The following is a 17642-nucleotide window of genomic DNA, read 5'->3' on the forward strand; positions in this document are numbered from 1 at the left end:
AGTTTCTATAGACGAACATTTAATTAATATTTCATCTATTTGTTGGCATTTTTTATTTAATTTAGAATTTATGAAATTGATTCATGTAAAAAAACTAAACTGGTCATTAGGAATATTCGCTTTCCTTAACCAGTTTAGTTCTTTTATCTATTATTTCTTAACTCTTCCAAACGTTTTTGCACCATTTGACGTTTTTCTTCGTATTCAATTTGCTTTTTCTTTTCTGCTTCGACCACTTTTTCGGGCGCTTTTTCAACAAATCCTTTATTGCTCAATTTCTTCTCTACAAGTGCAACCTCTTTGTCCCACTTTTCTAATTCTTTTTCAAGGCGAGCAATTTCTTTTTCAAAATCAATTAACCCCTCAAGCGGGAGAAAAATTTCAGCACCAGTAATGACAGCAGTCATTGACTGTTCAGGTGCTACGACTGATTCACCAATAAAGAGTTCACTCGTATTACAAAAGCGTTCCATATAATGACGATTTTGTTCAAATTCTTCGACGATTGCCGAATCCTTCGTTTTAATAAACATACTTACTTCTCTTGACATTGGTGTATTCACTTCAGCCCGAATATTACGAACCGCTTTAATGATTGCCATAATTCGATTCATTTGTGCAGCAGCTTTTTCATCATGGTATTGTTCATCTACCTGTGGCCAAGTAGCGACCGTTATCGATTCCCCTTCATGTGGGAGCTGTTGCCAGATTTCTTCCGTTATAAACGGCATATATGGGTGAAGCATACGTAATGTTTGATCCAGCACATGGGCAAGGACAGATCTAGTCGTCTTTTTACGCGCTTCATCTTCACTATATAAAGGAATTTTGGCCATTTCGATATACCAATCACAAAAATCATCCCAGATAAAGTTGTATAAATAACGACCCGCCTCACCGAATTCGTATTTATTCGTATTCATTGTCACATGCTCGATCGTTTCATTTAATCGTGTTAAAATCCATTTATCCGGTAATGCTAAATCATCTGTTAAATCAATGTCTTCATAAGCTAGATCTTCCATATTCATTAATGCAAAACGGGAAGCATTCCAAATTTTATTAGCGAAATTCCATGTCGCCTCGACTTTTTCCCAATGGAACCGTAAATCTTGCCCTGGTGTGGATCCAGTCAACAAGAAATAGCGTAAAGAATCGGCACCATATTTATCGATCACTTCCATTGGGTCGACACCATTTCCAAGTGATTTACTCATTTTTCGACCTTCTGCATCACGAATAAGTCCATGGATAAGAACATCTTTAAACGGCTTTTCATCGGTAAATTCAAGCGATTGAAAAATCATTCTTGCCACCCAAAAGAAAATAATATCGTAACCTGTTACTAACACATCTGTTGGGAAATAACGTTTAAAATCTTTACTATTTTCATTCGGCCATCCCATGGTTGAAAACGGCCATAATGCAGAAGAAAACCACGTGTCTAACACATCTTTGTCTTGTTCCCAGTTTTCAATATCTGCTGGGGCCTCTTTTCCAACATACACTTCTCCTGTTTCTTTATGATACCAGGCAGGTATTCGGTGACCCCACCACAACTGTCTTGAAATACACCATTCACGAATGTTTTCCATCCAATGTAAATACGTACCTTCAAAACGATTTGGAACAAAATTTACTTTGTTTTCGCCTTGCTGTAACTCGACCGCTGCATCTGCAAGAGGTTGCATATGAACAAACCACTGTGTTGATAAGTATGGTTCTACAACTGCTCCACTTCGCTCAGAATGGCCAACCGTATGTGTATGGTCTTCTATTTCGAAAAGGACACCTTGTTCTTGTAAATCTTTCACAATCGCTTTCCGACACTCGAAACGATCCATCCCTTTATATTTACCTGCATTTTCATTCATTGTTCCGTCTTCATTCATAACGAGGACACGCTCTAAGTTGTGACGATTTCCAATTTCAAAGTCATTCGGATCATGTGCCGGTGTTATTTTAACCGCTCCAGAACCAAATTCCATATCCACATAATCATCAGCAACAATGTCGATTTCCCGACCTACGATTGGTAAAATCACTTTTTTGCCAATTAAATGTTTGTAACGTTCATCTTTAGGATGCACTGCAACAGCGGTATCGCCTAGCATTGTTTCAGGACGGGTAGTCGCGATTTCAATCGTGTCTTCACTATCTTTAATCGGGTAGCGCATATGATAAAACTTGCCAGCTACCTCTTCGTGTATTACTTCTATATCAGATAAAGCTGTTTTTGTTTTTGGATCCCAATTAATGATATATTCACCGCGGTAAATGAGCCCTTTTTCATATAATTGAATAAACACTTCTTGAACTGCCTCAGATAAACCGTCATCTAATGTAAAACGTTCCCTCGTATAATCAAGACCGAGTCCTAATTTGCCCCACTGTTCTCGAATGAAGTCAGCGTATTCCTCTTTCCATTCCCAAACCGTTTCAACAAATTTTTCACGTCCTAAATCATAACGTGATTTCCCTTTTTCCTTCAATTTCGCTTCAACGACAGCCTGTGTTGCAATTCCGGCATGGTCCATTCCAGGTAACCATAACACATCATATCCTTGCATTCGCTTCATACGAGAAATCGTATCTTGCATCGTCGTATCCCATGCATGACCTAAATGGAGTTTCCCTGTCACATTCGGTGGTGGGATAACGATAGAAAAAGGTTCTTTCTTTTTATCTCCTGTTGCTTCAAAGTAGTTCCCTTCTAGCCAAAAACCATACCGATCTTCCTCAATACTTTTATGATCGTATTTGGGGGGAAGTTGTTGTTTACTCATCATTCTTTCCTCCTATTTTCGTCTACTAAATAAAAAAACTCTTCATCCAATAAAAGGACGAAAAGTATTATTTCCGTGGTACCACCTACATTTACAAGCATAAGCTTGCACACTCATTATACGTAACGTGTAAGATCCGCTCTTCTTCTACTATGATTCAAAGAAGCTGTATCAAGGGCGACCTTCTAAAAAACTATTTTGGAAAACTTCCACCTAATTGTTTTCCTCTCTTTAAAAATAGGTTTTTATACTCTTCCCTCTCATCACATTTACATATGTAATTAAGATTAGTTTAATATGATTTATTTATTTTTGCAACTTTTATTATTTATTTTGGCACGTTCAGAAGTAATTTATACATATAGTATGATAAGCGAGGTGATTAGGGTGTCAAGATATCGATTCCCACCATGGTTGGATAAATGTATATGTGTATTAGAAAAAGCTATTTTACCGATCTTAATCTTTCAATTAATCCGCACCCTGTTTCTAACAACAACATTTGACTTGATTTTACTCGGAATATTAATTGGTATTTTCATCGCTTTTCATTTACGATGGATTTAAATATTGATACAGTATACGTAAAAACCCCTTGCATAGCAAGGGGTTATATACTATTCTTTTGAAGGGATTGGTAAATGAAGTAATTGTCCTTCTTCAATACTATCCCCTGCTAAATTATTATCTTTTATTAACTGAAGCGCTGATATTTCATACCGTTTTGCAATGGTTTCGATTGTATCTTCTTCCTGTGTAATATATATTCTCATTTTTGAATACTGTTCTTCCTCTTCTCCACCGAATAAATCAGTTAGGAATTGAACATCCTTCACTTCATCATCCTCTTCTGCTTCACTTTCGTTTAACTGTATATCAATTTCATTCGTCTCGTTTTCATCATTACTTTCTTCCAAATGATGATGTTCCATGCGAGACACTTCCTCAACTTCTTCTGTTACTTTTTCGACCGCTTCTTCTATTATTTCATCATCAACTTTTTCATTAACATCTTCTTTAACCGTTTCTTTTACATTTGTTTCTATTATTGTTTTATCTTTTACATCATTTTTGCCTTTTTCTTTCATCTCATTCGTTTCTGCGACTGCTACAGAATCTATTTCCGTTTTATTCTCTTCCATTTTTTGTTCTAATTCTAGATCCTTTATTTCCTGCAGCTTCTTAGTTTGTTTTTTCTGTTCATTTTCATCGAACACCTTTTCTTCTTGCTGCACGATGCTTGCATCAGCTTTAATTCCATTTATATGTACGGTCGATTTAATTTTTAATTTTCCTTGATCAGGTAACTCATAATCAAAAGAATCAATCGTCACAGTAACATCTTCTAAATTTTCTACTCGATACGGTGGCACTGTGATTTCAACAGGAAATCGATGGGAAAATGAAGCTTCATTATCATCTGTATCGATTACTTTTTCTATATATCCAGTTAAATCATCATTTAAAAATGAATTAGTATGTTGATCCGATTTTTCTGATGCTTTAATATATTCCCCTTGTAATAGGATTAACCCGCGCACTTGAATGTAATTATCGTATGTTTGAATAGCAATTTCAGGATCTAGAGAGATCGACAGCATTTCAGCAATTTCTTGTCCGTTTTCAAAATATAACGTTTCATTTACTTCAAAAGTAATAACATCTTTATTCTGTTTCAAAAGACAATCCTCCCTTTTTTAAACGAATTCGATTCGTATCACATTGATAAAAATATATGTTGTTTATAACACGATTATGACCTTATATTACTTAAAAATAGTAATTATCATAGATTTAACGTGGTTCTTATCATCATTAATGGTATACTGGGAAATGGTCATTAAACACTAGAACTTTATATCTACTTACACAAGCAGGTGAATATTTATGTCAATTAGGAGAAAATTATTTTTAACTTTCATTTCCATTTTTATCGTAATCGGAAGTATTGAAATTTATTCTGTTTACCAACTATTTCATTCTAAAGATATGTTAGAGACAATAAAAAATGACTCCCATGTAAAAGCGATAAAAGCACAACAATTAAAAATTGATGTTGTCCAAGTTCAACAATTTCTGACAGATATTAGTGCAACAAGAGGACTAGACGGGCTTGACGATGGATTTGATGAAGCAGAAAAGCACGCGAGTAGTTTTCGCTCCATCATTCAAGATTTAAAAAAAATTAGTACAAAAAACGAAACGGAACAATTAGATGAATTTTTACGAGATTTTGAAGATTTCTATGAAACAGGTAAAAGCATGGCAAACGGGTATATAGAAAATGGTCCTAAAGAAGGAAACAAACTAATGTTGCCGTTCGATGACTATTCAGCAGAACTAAATGAAAAAATTAATGTATTCATGGAAAATAATCTAACTTATTTATCAGAGGATATAACAGAGATTAGTGAACAAATGGCAAAGAATGCCCAAATGACGATCATCATTTTTATCATAGGACTTATCTTAGCCAGTATTGCGAGTTTTATCATTTCAAAAAATATTGGAAATCATTTAAAAGCATTAGAAAAGAATACAAAATTAATAGCTGATGGAGATCTATCCAAGAGAATAAAAACGAACCAAAAGGATGAACTCGGGCGGGTCTCCTTATCTTTTGAACATATGCGTGCTCATCTTCATTCACTTGTCTCAACAATTCATGATTTATCGAATCAATTACTGCATACAAATAAAGAACTTAGTGAAATTGCCATACAAACGGGCGAATCATCGAAGCAAATAGCTTATTCCATCGATGAAATAGCTAGTGGAGTAGATCAACAGTCTACTGATACGAATCAGATATTAACGTCCATCCATGATACGACTACTCAAGTGGAAGAAGGGAATCATTTCGTTAAAAACACGCTCGAAGTCGCATCTAACTCAACTGCAACAGCTCAAAATGGTAAGGTTAAAGTTGATAAAAGTATTGAACAATTAAAAGATTCCTATCAGGAAATGAAACGAGCTACAAAAAATGTTCAATCTCTAGGTGAACGGTCGAAGCAAATTGGAGAAATAGTTGATTTTATTAATGATATATCAGATCAAACTAATTTATTAGCTTTAAACGCAGCGATTGAGTCAGCGCGTGCTGGTGAGCATGGGAAAGGTTTCTCAGTCGTCGCTGATGAAGTACGTAAATTAGCGGAAGAAACTACTAGTGCAACAGGGAGAATTACAAATTTAATAAAAGAAACACAGTCTGAAACAAATGAAGTAATTACCTTAATGGAAAGTAATTTGGATCATTTCGAAAACCAAGTACATACTGCATCAGAAAATGGCGTTACTTTAGACCAGATTGTAAACCAAGCACAAAACACAGAGGAGAATGTCAGTAAATTACAAGCAATTTTACAAGCAATAAATACAAATGCGTTAAGCGTCCAATCGATGATTGAAAATATTTCGGCTATTATGGAAGAAACATCCTCAGCTGCAGAAGAAGTTTCATCTTCTGCTGAAGAGCAAGCAGCCATGTCAGATGATATTTCTAAAAACATTCATCAAGCTGAAAAAATGGCACAACAATTACAACAACAAATAAAAGTATTTAAAATAAAATAAATGAGTCAATTTCATTATTCAATTAAGTAGGGTCTGCTGAACAACTAAAATGCATTCCATCCTATCGGTGTCTTCCGCGATATGTGACAGCTTTTTAGTAGGCACGCTTCAGTCTTGTTTATTGCGACGAGTAAGCGAAGTCCTAGGTATTGTGACAAATCGTTTTTGATGGGACGAGCGTAGACGCCGTCCCAGGACGTCGCGCTCTTAGCCTGTGTACCAACTGTGTTATTCCGCCGAGTCAGTCACTTTCGCTCTAGGCAACTAGAACAGTTCATTGCATGTGCAAGTTTTTTTTAGTAAGACTGCCAAAATCCTTGCACTTCTATCACGTTAAATATTGCTCCAATTTCTGTTGGAAACACCGTTAGACACGATGGTCTAGTGATTTATGATAAGGTACCTTTTCCTTGCCAGCCTTTAGCAACCCCTAAGTAAAAAAAAAGAACGAGCGAAGACAATCTCGCTCGTTTTCGTACTTTCAACTTATAAGCTTGCAAAAACTTTATCAATCGCCTGCACAGTCTGTTCAATAAGTTCATCTGAATGGGCTGTTGATAAAAACAAGCCTTCATATTGTGATGGTGGTAGAAATACTCCTTCTTCAATCATTCCACGGTAATATTTTGCGAAACGATCTAAATCAGAGCTTTGGGCTGTTTCGAAATTTACGATAGCTTGATCAGTGAAAAAGACTCCGACCATGGAACCGACACGGTTAATTTGCAATGGTATATTATACTTATCTGCTGCTTTTTCATACCCAGCAACTAATGTATCCACTTTATGATTTATTTCATCGTATGTCTCTTCTTTAATCTGGGATAATGTCTCATATCCTGCCGTCATTGCAAGCGGATTTCCTGATAATGTGCCCGCTTGATAAATATCCCCAGCTGGAGCCACTCGTTCCATTATTTCTTTTTTACCACCATAAGCACCGACCGGTAATCCCCCGCCGATCACTTTGCCTAAACAAGTTAGGTCAGGATCAATATTAAAATGTCCTTGTGCACAATGGTAGCCTACTCTAAACCCTGTCATTACTTCATCAAAAATTAACAGTGCCCCATACTCTTTTGTTACCTCGCGTAAATGTTCTAAAAAGCCGTTTTGTGGAGGAACGACACCCATATTACCTGTGACAGGCTCTACGATAACAGCAGCAATATCTTTCCCGAACTGTTCAAAGGCATAGGAAACACTTTCCTTATCATTATATGGCACTGTAACCGTATGCTTAGCAACCGATTCAGGGACACCTGGACTATCTGGTAACCCAAGTGTTGCTACCCCTGAACCAGCTTTAATTAAGAGGGAATCACCGTGTCCGTGGTAATTACCTTCAAACTTTAAAATGATATCTCTACCAGTATATCCCCTCGCTAATCGTAACGCACTCATCGTCGCTTCTGTTCCAGAGTTGACCATCCGGATCATTTCGACAGAAGGTACCCGCTCCATCACGAGTTTTGCTAATTTACTTTCGAGTGTTGTCGGTGCACCAAAACTTGTTCCTTTTTCTGCTACTTTTTTCAAACTTTCGACTACTTGATCGTCTGCATGTCCTAAAATAAGTGGTCCCCAACTAAGGACATAATCAATATATTCATTCCCATCGACATCTGTAAGGATTGCCCCTTTTCCAGACTCCATAAAAATTGGTGACATGCCAACAGATTTAAATGCCCGAACAGGTGAATTTACTCCACCTGGCATTAGGTCAACTGATTCTTTGTACGCATCGATTGATTTAGTAAAATTTCTCACATTCTCCACCACCATTAATTTTTTTGTAACCACGTTGCTACATCTTTTGCATAATACGTTAAAATTAAATCAGCGCCAGCACGTTTCATGCTTGTAAACATTTCAAGTACTAACGACTGTTCATCAATCCATCCATTTTGTGCGGCAGCTTTTATCATCGCATACTCCCCACTTACATTGTAAGCAACGATTGGAATATTTGTATGATCCTTCACTTCTCTTACAATATCTAAATAGGAAAGTGCTGGTTTCACTATTAAAAAGTCGGCTCCTTCTTCAATATCTGTTTGTGCCTCTTTTAACGCCTCTCTTCTATTTGCTGGATCCATTTGATATGTTCTACGATCACCAAATTGTGGTGTACTATCAGCCGCATCACGAAATGGTCCATAAAAGGCAGATGCATACTTCACCGCATAAGACATAATTGGAATATGTGTAAATCCAGCTTCATCAAGTGCTTGCCTAATAACAACGACAAAACCATCCATCATATTAGATGGCGCAATAATATCTGCACCCGCTTCCGCTTGTGAAACAGCTGTTTTAGCAAGTAATTTTAATGATTCATCATTATGGACATCTTCCTCATGGACTACGCCACAATGACCATGTGATGTATACTCACAAAGACAAGTATCAGCAATAACAAGCATGTGAGGATGGGATTGCTTAATCACTTTTGTCGCTTGTTGGACAATTCCTTCCTCGATATAAGCGCCTGTTCCGATTTCGTCTTTATCGTTTGGCACTCCGAATAAGATAACTGCACGAATACCGAGCGACTCAAGTTCATTCAATTCTTCCTCAAGAAAATCGAGCGAAATTTGAAAAACACCTGGCATTGATGAGACCTCATTCTTTACTTTTTCTCCCTCTACGATGAAGAGTGGGTAAATAAAATCATTTATCGTTAAAGTAGTTTCTGTCACTAAAGCACGCAATGATTCCGATGACCTTAATCTACGATGCCGCTTAAAAGAAAATGTATCCATTCATAATCCTCCTATATACGTGAATCAAGTTGTTTTAGTTGCATGTTTCCATTTCGATTAATTTCTCTACCATACTTTCTATCGTAAACATTTCTGGTACGATTGTTCGTTTACATTGAAACTTGATTGCTGCTTTTTCTGTCGTTGTCCCTATACATACAGCTGGTATTGTTAAAAATTCTTGCAATGTAGGATGTCCTTCAATCATTTCCATAAAAGTCTTTACAGTTGAAGGACTAGTAAATGTTACATAATCAAGCTTTTTTTCTTCAAGAACGTGAAGTAATGTCTCTTTCATATTTGTATAAGCCTTTGTATCATAAACGACAATGGTTTCAAACGTTCGCTTGCGATCTGTTAACTCATTTACTAAAACTTGTCTTGAAATATTACCGCGGACGAGTAAAATATTGTCTGCTTCAGGATACCGTTTAAAAAATTCATCTGCCATTACTTCAGCATTGTAGGTTGTTGGGATAAACGATGCCTTATAGCCATATTCTTTTAACGCTTTTTCCGTTTTATGCCCTACTGTCGCAAAAAGTGTCTGTATAAACTGGTTGTCTTTAAATTGATTAAAAAAACAATGGACCCCATGTGCACTTGTAAAAAAAATCCAGTCAAATGTCTGTAATTCTACCTTTGTCTTCTTTATGATATTCCGACATGTAATGTGTAATAAAGGTACTTCTATCGGAATCCCTTTATATTTTTCAATTAAACGGGCAAACTCTTTCGCTTGTGATTTTTCTCTCGTAATTAAAATCCTTTTTCCTTGTAGTGTTTTCATTCCTGTCATTCTTTGCCAAGCTCCCATTTTGCTTCCTCAATGAGTTCCTTTGCCCCTTTTTTCATTAACTCATTAGCTGCTGTTGTCGCAACTTCCTCAGGTGACACTCCTTTAGCCGTAAAGGTTAAAATCTGCTCGCCATTAATAGATGCGACGGAAGCATATAAAATAATGTCGTTATTTTCTACTGTAGCATAAGCGCCAATCGGTGCCTTATCTTCCTCATCTAACAAACGGACAAAAATGCGTTCCGTAATAGCAGCAGTTTCTGTGTTTACGTCATTAATTGTTCGTAGCACTTGCTTTGTTTCATCATCCTCACTTCGACATTCAATGGCTAAAGCACCTTGACCAACCGCTGGAATAAACGTGTCTGCTGGTAAATATTCCGTTATTACTTTTTCTATTCCGAGTCGCTTTAAGCCAGCAACTGCTAAAATAATCCCATCATATTTTCCTTCTTCCAATTGTTTAATCCGAGCATCGACTGCACCACGAATCCATTTTGTTTCTACATGTGGTAAAATTGCTTTTATTTGTGCTGCCCTTCTTGCACTACTTGTCCCAATAATTGCTCCCTCTTGTAAATCCGCTAATTTTATTCCATTTCGTCCAATAAAAGCATCGCGATGATCTTCTCTTATCGGCACAGAGCCGATAATGAATCTGTCATCTAACATAGCGGGTAAATCTTTCATACTATGTACTGCAAAATCAATTTCTTTCTTTTCTAAGGCTTCTTCAATATCTTGAATAAAAATACCTGTCCCACCGACTTTTGCTAAGGAGACATTCTGTTTCCGATCTCCTTTAGTTGAAATATATTTTAACGTAAACTCATTTGGAACTCCCGCTTTTTTTAATTCCTCCATTACCCATTTTGCTTGAGTTACTGCAAGTTTACTTTCTCTCGTTCCAATAATAAATGAACGCATAAGGTAACCTCCTTAAAAATGAAATTCTGATAAAGAACTAAATAGGAAAAAATTAATTAATAACCCTAAAAAAGCACAAGTATTATAAATCGAGATCGGTTTTCCTCGATACCCTTTTAACATACGTAATAACAAATAAACGATGTATACGACTAAAACGAGAATCGATCCAACCGTCTTTACATCTAACCAATAAAATTCAGCTTGTGCTACATACGCCCAAACGAGTCCGAAAATAAGCCCAATTAATAATAATGGTACTCCAATAATAATTAAGAAGAAAGAATACGAATCTAATCTTTCCAAATCAGCGAAACGCCACATCCATTTTAACCCTTTTTTCTCCTTTAAAAAATAATACTGAATTAAATACATAAGAGCTAATGTAAATGATAAAGTAAAAAAACCATACGAAAGCAGTGCTAATGTGATATGGATGATTAATATTTCATGGACAAATTCACTTCCTTGGTCATGAAAAGCAGTTTGAGCACTTAACGAAAGTGATAATAATAAAATAAAAAAACTGAACAAGTTCGTGAAAAAAACGATAAAATGAATTTGGAAAAAATGGTTAATAAGTAACGAAAATAATAATAAGATCCATGCATAAAAAAATAAACCATCGTTTAAAGTTAAAATCGGAAAGTTTTTTTCAATAAACGTTTGGTTATATAAAATGATCGTTTGGATAAACCAAACAAGGCAGAGTAAATAAAAGGATATTTTATTTACTCTGGAATTAGATTTAATAAAATCGATAAAATAACCTACTAAACTCAAGCTATAAATAAATAGCATTATTTCATATATCCATTTTGCAGCAAACATAGATTAACCCTTTCTAACCTACTAAGTATCATACACTCCATAGTCACATAATTACATTGGCTAAACGAAATTTCTTAGTTAGTGAAGGGAAATGATACATTATTTTTCTTTAAGTCTGTCACTATTGCTTTCGTTTTATTTGATCTTTTTTCCACTTCTTTTTTTACATCATCATCAATTCCAAATACATCTACAAATAATGCAAGTAGTTTATCCGACTCTTTCTTCCCAGCCATTTCTTTTGCTTGAATGATCGGTTCTTTTAATAATTGATTAATAATACTTTTTGTATGTTTACGAATAACCTTTTGTTCACGCTCTGTTAAATCGGGAATTTTACGTTTAATACTTGCAAATGTTTCCCCTTGAATCGTGAGCGCTTTTTCACGTAATGCACGAATGACCGGAACAACACCCAGAGTGATAACCCAATCTTTAAATTCAACAATTTCTTTTTCTACTTGTAACTCAATCACTTCAGCCGCTTTTTTACGTTCGGCTAAATTTTGATCAACGATATGTTGCAGGTCGTCAATATCGTATAAGAATACACTATCTAATTCGCCGATCTTCGCATCTAAATCTCTCGGTACGGCAATATCAACTAAAAAGAGAGGTTTACCTTTTCGATCTTTTTGAATTGGGATCAAATCAGCTTTTGTCAAAACAGGGTCTTTAGCAGCAGTTGAACTAATCAAAATATCCGCTTTTTTCAAAATGGAACTTAATTCATTTGCTGTTGCCGCATTTGCGTTAAACTGTTTAGCTAATTTTTCTGCACGCTCAAGTGTCCGATTGACAACTGTAATCTTTTTTACTCCTGCTCCGTACAAATTTTTCACTGCTAACTCGCCCATTTCGCCAGCACCATAAATAACGACATGTTTGTCGGAAATTTCTCCGAAAATCTTTTTCGAAAGTTCAACAGCAGCATAACTAACGGAAACAGCATGTTCCCCAATTGCAGTCTCTTTATGGGCTCGTTTTGCAAAAGTGATTGCCCGTTTAAATAATTCATTAAAAATGGTTCCAGTCGTTTCCATTTGTTGGGCAGTTAAAAAAGCATCCCTTATTTGCCCTAAAATCTGCGTTTCACCAAGTACCATTGAGTTTAAGCCGACAGAAACACGTAGTAAATGTTCAATTGCACCATCATTTTCGACGATTTGTAAATAAGAAGAGAACTCTTCCATTGGTATATGAAACCAGTCAGATAGAAACTGCTTGATATAATAACGTCCAGTATGGATTTGATCAACAACTGCATATATTTCCGTACGGTTACATGTAGATAAAATGACGTTTTCTAATATACTTTTCCGTTTATTTAATTCTACTATTGCATCTTCTATTGTAGATTCACTAAAAGCAAGTTTTTCACGAATTTCAATTGGTGTTGTTTTATAATTAAAGCCAACTTGTAAAATATACACGTTTCATGCTCCTTAAAGTAAATTAACTTCTTCCATGTTCATTCCCTAACATTCCATTTTAAAAACAAATTTAAATAAAAAGCGAAGTTAATAATTATTCTAATCTAATTATAACATTAACTTTTGGCTTATGCCTGTATAAATATGAACTTCCTTTGACAGTATCACACTATTCCAGTTGTTTTCACCATTTTCACTCTTTCATATTCGTACTTGTTCATTTTCTTTCGATATATTATGATAGTATTTGAAACATCTGTGAAAAGAGGATTTTAATGAAAAAACAACATGCATTTTCTGCATATATACTAATTGGAATAGGTGTATATTTTTTAATTAGACAATTAAACTTAAGCTTATTTGCAAACTTTTATTCATGGCCCACTTTTTTAATGATTATTGGCATTGCTTTTTTAATCCATAGTTATTCAACAAAAGAGTATCAAAACATCTTTGTGGGTGTATTACTACTAGGACTTGGTATTCATTTTCATGGCCTTGAGAATTATCCGTTTTGGTTTGATCATTGGTCTAGTTATGCGTTAATCGTTGGTGTTGCATTTTTAATCCGCTTCTTCAAAACAAAAACAGGATTAATCCCTGCCAGTGTTTTAATTGGTCTTGCCTTATTAATGATTTTTTCCGTCACCTTACCTGAATGGTTTGACTGGATTTATGGTATTGCTGACTTTTTTGAAACATTTTGGCCTGTTGCATTAATTGGAATCGGGATTTATTTTTTACGATTTAAAAAATAATTATTCATAGAATGAGGATTAACTGTTAGTGGTGTGAATACACTTGAACCTTCCTAGCTTGTGCGAAAGTTCAAGTGTATTACCTTTTACTTATCACCCAACTTTCGCAGAGTGAAATTGACAAAAAGCCTTCGTAGAATTAAGGAGGATGAAGATACGGTGCTCAAGTTGACTTTGGATGAACTGTTTGCTCTAACCATTCTGCTTTACATCTAGACTCCACCTGCTCTGTTCGTTACGTTTGTTGCTATTATCACAACTACGACATAACTGCAAATAGCGTGATGTCCTAGCGCTACGGAAATACACTCTGCCTTTCAGGCCACTGAAAAGGTTATAAAAAAGTTTGGGATAGATTGGTATACTACCGCATCCTGAATATGCTTCGCTTTCCGCGGGCGGCTGACGAGCCTCCTCACTCACTACGCTCGTTGTGGGGTCTCATCTAGGCCTATCCCCCCGCAGGAGTCTACGCATATTCAGGCTGCTATAAATGTGCTTAATCATTATTTTTCCGATAAATCACTTTTCAGTTGCCTTCCGCTATCAGATGGGAGTCTCCGTGTATTTCCTTCGCTCAGGTAAGGTTGAATCATTACGGTAATTTATGTTTGAAATTATTATCATTTATATTTACCTAACCTAACGTATAGTTGATTGGAGCGTAGGACAGTCGACTCCTGCGGGAAAAGCAACAACCGAAAATCCCGCAGGAAGCGCACTTTGCTTCCGAGGAAGTTGAGGGTTGCCCTCGGAAAGCGACTGTCCGTAGCGGAAATCAACATTGCTGTGACTAGGTTTATAGATATCAAACTAAGTTACTGCGCAGTTTATATTTTATATGTAAAAAACAACAAATCTATTTTGGTAGGAGAAGTATTGGCAGCCCCAATCTTTTTTGGAAAACAGTTTATTATCTTAGTTTATCAAGGATAGAACTTAGAAGCATCCCAGCTTAACCAAGTGAACTGTTTGAACTCATTTTATTGGAGCGAAAGTGGAGTTACAATGTAACAATAAAATTCTTCGTTGTTTCCGCTTTTACAATTGGATGTTTTTTAAAATAGGCGCAAATTAACTCTGTTGTATTCTGTTGTATCTCTTTTACAACAGGTTTATGTTTAAACATGTCATAATTTCCCCCACCTGATGCACGATAATTATTGAGTGCGACACTATATTTTTGATCATGCTCAAGTAATTCTCCATGATAAAATACTTGCTTAATACGGGAACCCGGTTCATTTGCAACATGGATCATATAGTTGATTCCTTCCCACATATCGTAATTATAATGTTGTGGCTTTGGGTACATAAAAGCTGGATTTACTGTGATTTCATTTTTTTTATTGACGATAAAATATTCTGCACTTTTCTCTAAGGCTAGTTTTATATCTTTACCAGTCAGTTCCAAAACGATAAGTGTATTGGGAAACATGAAGTTTGACTCGACATCTCTCATTGTTACAGTAGATCCAAATCCTTTCGTATCATTATTTAATAAGGAGGTTACTGAGATGTCCACTCCACTTGCATCCATCTGTACTTGATGAATAAATTGAATAAAGGCATGTTTGCTAGTTCTTGCCAAAAAAGGATCTGAAATAGACATATCGCCCTTAATATGTCCAATAGGTTCATCAAGCCATTGTTGTGTTGACTGTTCCAAGGACTCCATTTCCCTTATTATAACTGGATCTGGTTCAACCCCTTCCAATGTAAGAAGTTCGGCACTTTTATTCGTCATCACCCACTCGCCATTTTCTTTCTGAAGTTCAATGTCAACTTTTCCATACATCTGTGCATGATGACCAGGTTGAACAACTAACACATCATGGAGCACTTCCGTTAGTTGACGATGTTGATGTCCAGTTAATAAAATGTCAATACCTTTTATTTCTTCACACATTTTGTATGCTTGGTTTTCACCAGTTATTTGCTCTGTCGGCTCACCAGTCTTTAGGTCACATTCAAAACCACCATGATAAGAAGCGATCAGCACGTCTGGCTGCTCTTTCATATGAATTTGATTTACCCAACTTTGTAACGTTGAAAACGCATCTAAAAATTGAATTCCCTCAATATGTTCAGATTGTTCCCAATGCGGGATATAGTGAGTGGTTACCCCTACAATGGCGATTGTAAGTCCATTCGGAAATTTCTTTACTATATAAGGCTGTCCAAATAATGGTTGTTTTGTTTGTTCGTTTAAAATATTAGCAGATAACCATGGAAAATGTGCCTGTTCTACTGCGTCTGATAGCACTTTCATCCCATAGTTAAATTCATGATTTCCTATTACAGATGCATCGATTCCAATTTGATTCATCACGTTAATCATAGGATTTTTCTGCTCAGAATATTCATTGACATAATGGGTCATAAGTGGTGTTCCTTGAATTAAATCTCCATTATCAAGGACGATCACATGATCATATTTTTTTCTAGCTTGTTTGACAGCAGTAGCGTATGTCGCAAGCCCTGTGTTCACCTTCTCATTTGTCCCATAATGAATAGGCAACAAATTCCCGTGAACATCACTAGTACATAATATATGAAGTTTTACTTGCAATCTTTACATCCTTTCCTATATCACGACATACCTTTTTACGTTAAGCGTGATCTTATTTTACCCGATATCAAATCAATCAACGTAACCATCACAATAATCTCTTGTAACAAAATTCCTATTATCCTGATTCCTGACACATAACACAAAAATAAGCGGTAGCCGCACGTACACTACCCTCATATCAATACAAAAAACTTAGCAATACTTGGAGCTACTGCGAACAATAAGCGCGCTATAGCTTAAGTACATCATTTTACAAAAAACATCCATAACTTACGAATCCTAATAGATAATAAATTCACTTATTAACTACTTTTAGAAAAAATATCTATATTTAATTGGTTAAGTACATCAATTGCTTTATGAATTGGCAATTTAGTTAACCCAAACTCTTCGGTAATAACCTCAACAATTTCTGTTTGTGAAGATAAAGTGGTAACGCTTTTTCTACCATTTGTGTATCGAATTGTAAATCTATTATTTACTAGTGAAACACTTCTTCTTTTCTTAAGTTGATACAATTGACATCTCAGTATTGTCATGAACGTAAAACCTGGTTCATTTGATTTATCGATTAGTGAATGAAAATCAAAAATATTATTTGAGTTTGAAGGATTAAATGACCAAGTTTCACCACTTTTTTTTCCATCTGTTAGACGGATATAATCATAAGTTCCGTCATTTTTGTTTACTATATGAATTCTATCATTTCTAAAGTTTGTATCATAATTATCTTTATTTTGCAGAAGTAGTGGAGAAAATAATGGTGCTGCCGCCCCTATATCTACATAATACTTATCACCATTTAATTTTACTATTATTCCCATATGCTGATTACCAACCTTAGTAAGATTGCTAATAAAACCTAACTGCTTCAAAAATATATTTAGATGAGAATTTAAAGTATAACAGGTTCCTCCAAAGTTGTATTTTTTAAAATTCTCAATAAACGTATCGTGCTCTGGCACTTTACATTGCTTAAAGTTTCCTTTTTGAAAATAAATTAGTTTACTAATGTTTTCAAAAGGAAATGTATTTAATTGTGCTTTACATATCTTTTTTAAGTAACTTAACGTTGGAGCTTCAATGTCGAGATTTAAAAAACGTAAATAATCCACGAAATTCTGATTTCCCATACTGACACGTCCCCTTTCTTCTTTGTAAACTATTTTACAATATAGAGAAGATTTGTA

At 35.4% G+C, this 17642-nt stretch carries 13 protein-coding genes and 1 other annotated feature; of the genes, 3 read left to right on the plus strand and 10 right to left on the minus strand.

Annotation, left to right across the window (positions count from 1 at the left end; all coding sequences use genetic code 11):
• Window positions 1-143 precede the first annotated feature (143 nt).
• Entirely contained in the window at window positions 144-2786 is a 2643-nt protein-coding gene (locus DFR56_RS11210; RefSeq protein ID WP_110395528.1) for a valine--tRNA ligase, read from the minus strand.
• 50 nt (window positions 2787-2836) lie between these two features.
• Window positions 2837-3059: a binding site (T-box leader), on the minus strand.
• Between the two features lie 24 nt (window positions 3060-3083).
• Here DFR56_RS11210 and DFR56_RS11215 point away from each other — a divergent pair.
• Window positions 3084-3353, plus strand: coding sequence for a hypothetical protein (locus DFR56_RS11215; protein ID WP_425326636.1), 270 nt, complete (start codon window positions 3084-3086; stop codon window positions 3351-3353).
• 50 nt (window positions 3354-3403) lie between these two features.
• Here DFR56_RS11215 and spoVID read toward each other — a convergent pair whose 3' ends face one another.
• Window positions 3404-4465, minus strand: coding sequence for a stage VI sporulation protein D (gene spoVID / locus DFR56_RS11220; RefSeq protein WP_110395529.1), 1062 nt, complete (start codon window positions 4463-4465; stop codon window positions 3404-3406).
• Between the two features lie 208 nt (window positions 4466-4673).
• Here spoVID and DFR56_RS11225 point away from each other — a divergent pair, with 208 nt between their 5' ends.
• Window positions 4674-6365: a methyl-accepting chemotaxis protein gene (locus DFR56_RS11225; RefSeq protein ID WP_110395530.1), complete on the plus strand. Its 1692-nt coding sequence runs from the start codon at window positions 4674-4676 to the stop codon at window positions 6363-6365.
• A 486-nt stretch (window positions 6366-6851) separates the two neighbouring features.
• Here DFR56_RS11225 and hemL read toward each other — a convergent pair whose 3' ends face one another.
• The 6 genes from hemL to hemA form a co-directional block, all read right to left on the minus strand.
• Window positions 6852-8150 (minus strand): glutamate-1-semialdehyde 2,1-aminomutase, encoded by a 1299-nt coding sequence (hemL, locus tag DFR56_RS11230; protein ID WP_377725769.1) that lies wholly within the window; start codon window positions 8148-8150, stop codon window positions 6852-6854.
• The gene (gene hemB / locus DFR56_RS11235; protein ID WP_110395531.1) at window positions 8150-9130 is read right to left on the minus strand and encodes a porphobilinogen synthase; all 981 of its coding nucleotides are present in this window, start codon (window positions 9128-9130) and stop codon (window positions 8150-8152) included. Before hemB ends, hemL begins: the two co-directional genes overlap by 1 nt.
• 34 nt (window positions 9131-9164) lie before the next feature.
• Window positions 9165-9947, minus strand: coding sequence for a uroporphyrinogen-III synthase (locus tag DFR56_RS11240; protein WP_110395532.1), 783 nt, complete (start codon window positions 9945-9947; stop codon window positions 9165-9167).
• Window positions 9926-10855, minus strand: a complete 930-nt coding sequence (gene hemC / locus DFR56_RS11245; protein ID WP_110395533.1) for a hydroxymethylbilane synthase — start codon at window positions 10853-10855, stop codon at window positions 9926-9928. Before hemC ends, DFR56_RS11240 begins: the two co-directional genes overlap by 22 nt.
• A gap of 12 nt (window positions 10856-10867) precedes the next feature.
• Window positions 10868-11656 (minus strand): cytochrome C assembly family protein, encoded by a 789-nt coding sequence (locus DFR56_RS11250; protein WP_342353159.1) that lies wholly within the window; start codon window positions 11654-11656, stop codon window positions 10868-10870.
• Between the two features lie 104 nt (window positions 11657-11760).
• The gene (hemA, locus tag DFR56_RS11255) at window positions 11761-13119 is read right to left on the minus strand and encodes a glutamyl-tRNA reductase (RefSeq protein WP_110395535.1); all 1359 of its coding nucleotides are present in this window, start codon (window positions 13117-13119) and stop codon (window positions 11761-11763) included.
• 275 nt (window positions 13120-13394) lie between these two features.
• On the opposite strand from hemA, the gene DFR56_RS11260 reads away from it, so the two are divergent.
• Window positions 13395-13877, plus strand: coding sequence for a LiaI-LiaF-like domain-containing protein (locus tag DFR56_RS11260; RefSeq protein ID WP_110395536.1), 483 nt, complete (start codon window positions 13395-13397; stop codon window positions 13875-13877).
• Window positions 13878-14880: 1003 nt separating this feature from the next.
• On the opposite strand, the gene DFR56_RS11265 is transcribed toward DFR56_RS11260, so the two are convergent.
• Both DFR56_RS11265 and DFR56_RS11270 read right to left on the minus strand, forming a co-directional pair.
• Window positions 14881-16449 carry a bifunctional metallophosphatase/5'-nucleotidase gene (locus tag DFR56_RS11265; protein ID WP_110395537.1) on the minus strand — a complete coding sequence of 523 codons (1569 nt, stop codon included), beginning with the start codon at window positions 16447-16449 and terminating at the stop codon, window positions 14881-14883.
• Window positions 16450-16754: 305 nt separating this feature from the next.
• Window positions 16755-17585: an arylamine N-acetyltransferase gene (locus DFR56_RS11270; RefSeq protein ID WP_110395538.1), complete on the minus strand. Its 831-nt coding sequence runs from the start codon at window positions 17583-17585 to the stop codon at window positions 16755-16757.
• Window positions 17586-17642: the final 57 nt, after the last annotated feature.

The sequence above is a fragment of the Pseudogracilibacillus auburnensis genome, from assembly GCF_003201975.1.
GTDB classification, from domain to species: domain Bacteria; phylum Bacillota; class Bacilli; order Bacillales; family Amphibacillaceae; genus Pseudogracilibacillus; species Pseudogracilibacillus auburnensis.

What these genes read in the sequence shown, in the direction of transcription:
- DFR56_RS11260 (WP_110395536.1), top strand. Translation starts at nt 13,395, where the DNA reads ATGAAAAAACAACATGCATTTTCTGCATATATACTAATTGGAATAGGT.
- DFR56_RS11240 (WP_110395532.1), bottom strand. Translation starts at nt 9,947, where the DNA reads ATGGGAGCTTGGCAAAGAATGACAGGAATGAAAACACTACAAGGAAAA.
- DFR56_RS11270 (WP_110395538.1), bottom strand. Translation starts at nt 17,585, where the DNA reads ATGGGAAATCAGAATTTCGTGGATTATTTACGTTTTTTAAATCTCGAC.
- hemL (WP_377725769.1), bottom strand. Translation starts at nt 8,150, where the DNA reads ATGGTGGTGGAGAATGTGAGAAATTTTACTAAATCAATCGATGCGTAC.
- DFR56_RS11215 (WP_425326636.1), top strand. Translation starts at nt 3,084, where the DNA reads ATGATTTATTTATTTTTGCAACTTTTATTATTTATTTTGGCACGTTCA.
- DFR56_RS11225 (WP_110395530.1), top strand. Translation starts at nt 4,674, where the DNA reads ATGTCAATTAGGAGAAAATTATTTTTAACTTTCATTTCCATTTTTATC.
- hemC (WP_110395533.1), bottom strand. Translation starts at nt 10,855, where the DNA reads ATGCGTTCATTTATTATTGGAACGAGAGAAAGTAAACTTGCAGTAACT.
- DFR56_RS11250 (WP_342353159.1), bottom strand. Translation starts at nt 11,656, where the DNA reads ATGCTATTTATTTATAGCTTGAGTTTAGTAGGTTATTTTATCGATTTT.
- DFR56_RS11210 (WP_110395528.1), bottom strand. Translation starts at nt 2,786, where the DNA reads ATGAGTAAACAACAACTTCCCCCCAAATACGATCATAAAAGTATTGAG.
- hemB (WP_110395531.1), bottom strand. Translation starts at nt 9,130, where the DNA reads ATGGATACATTTTCTTTTAAGCGGCATCGTAGATTAAGGTCATCGGAA.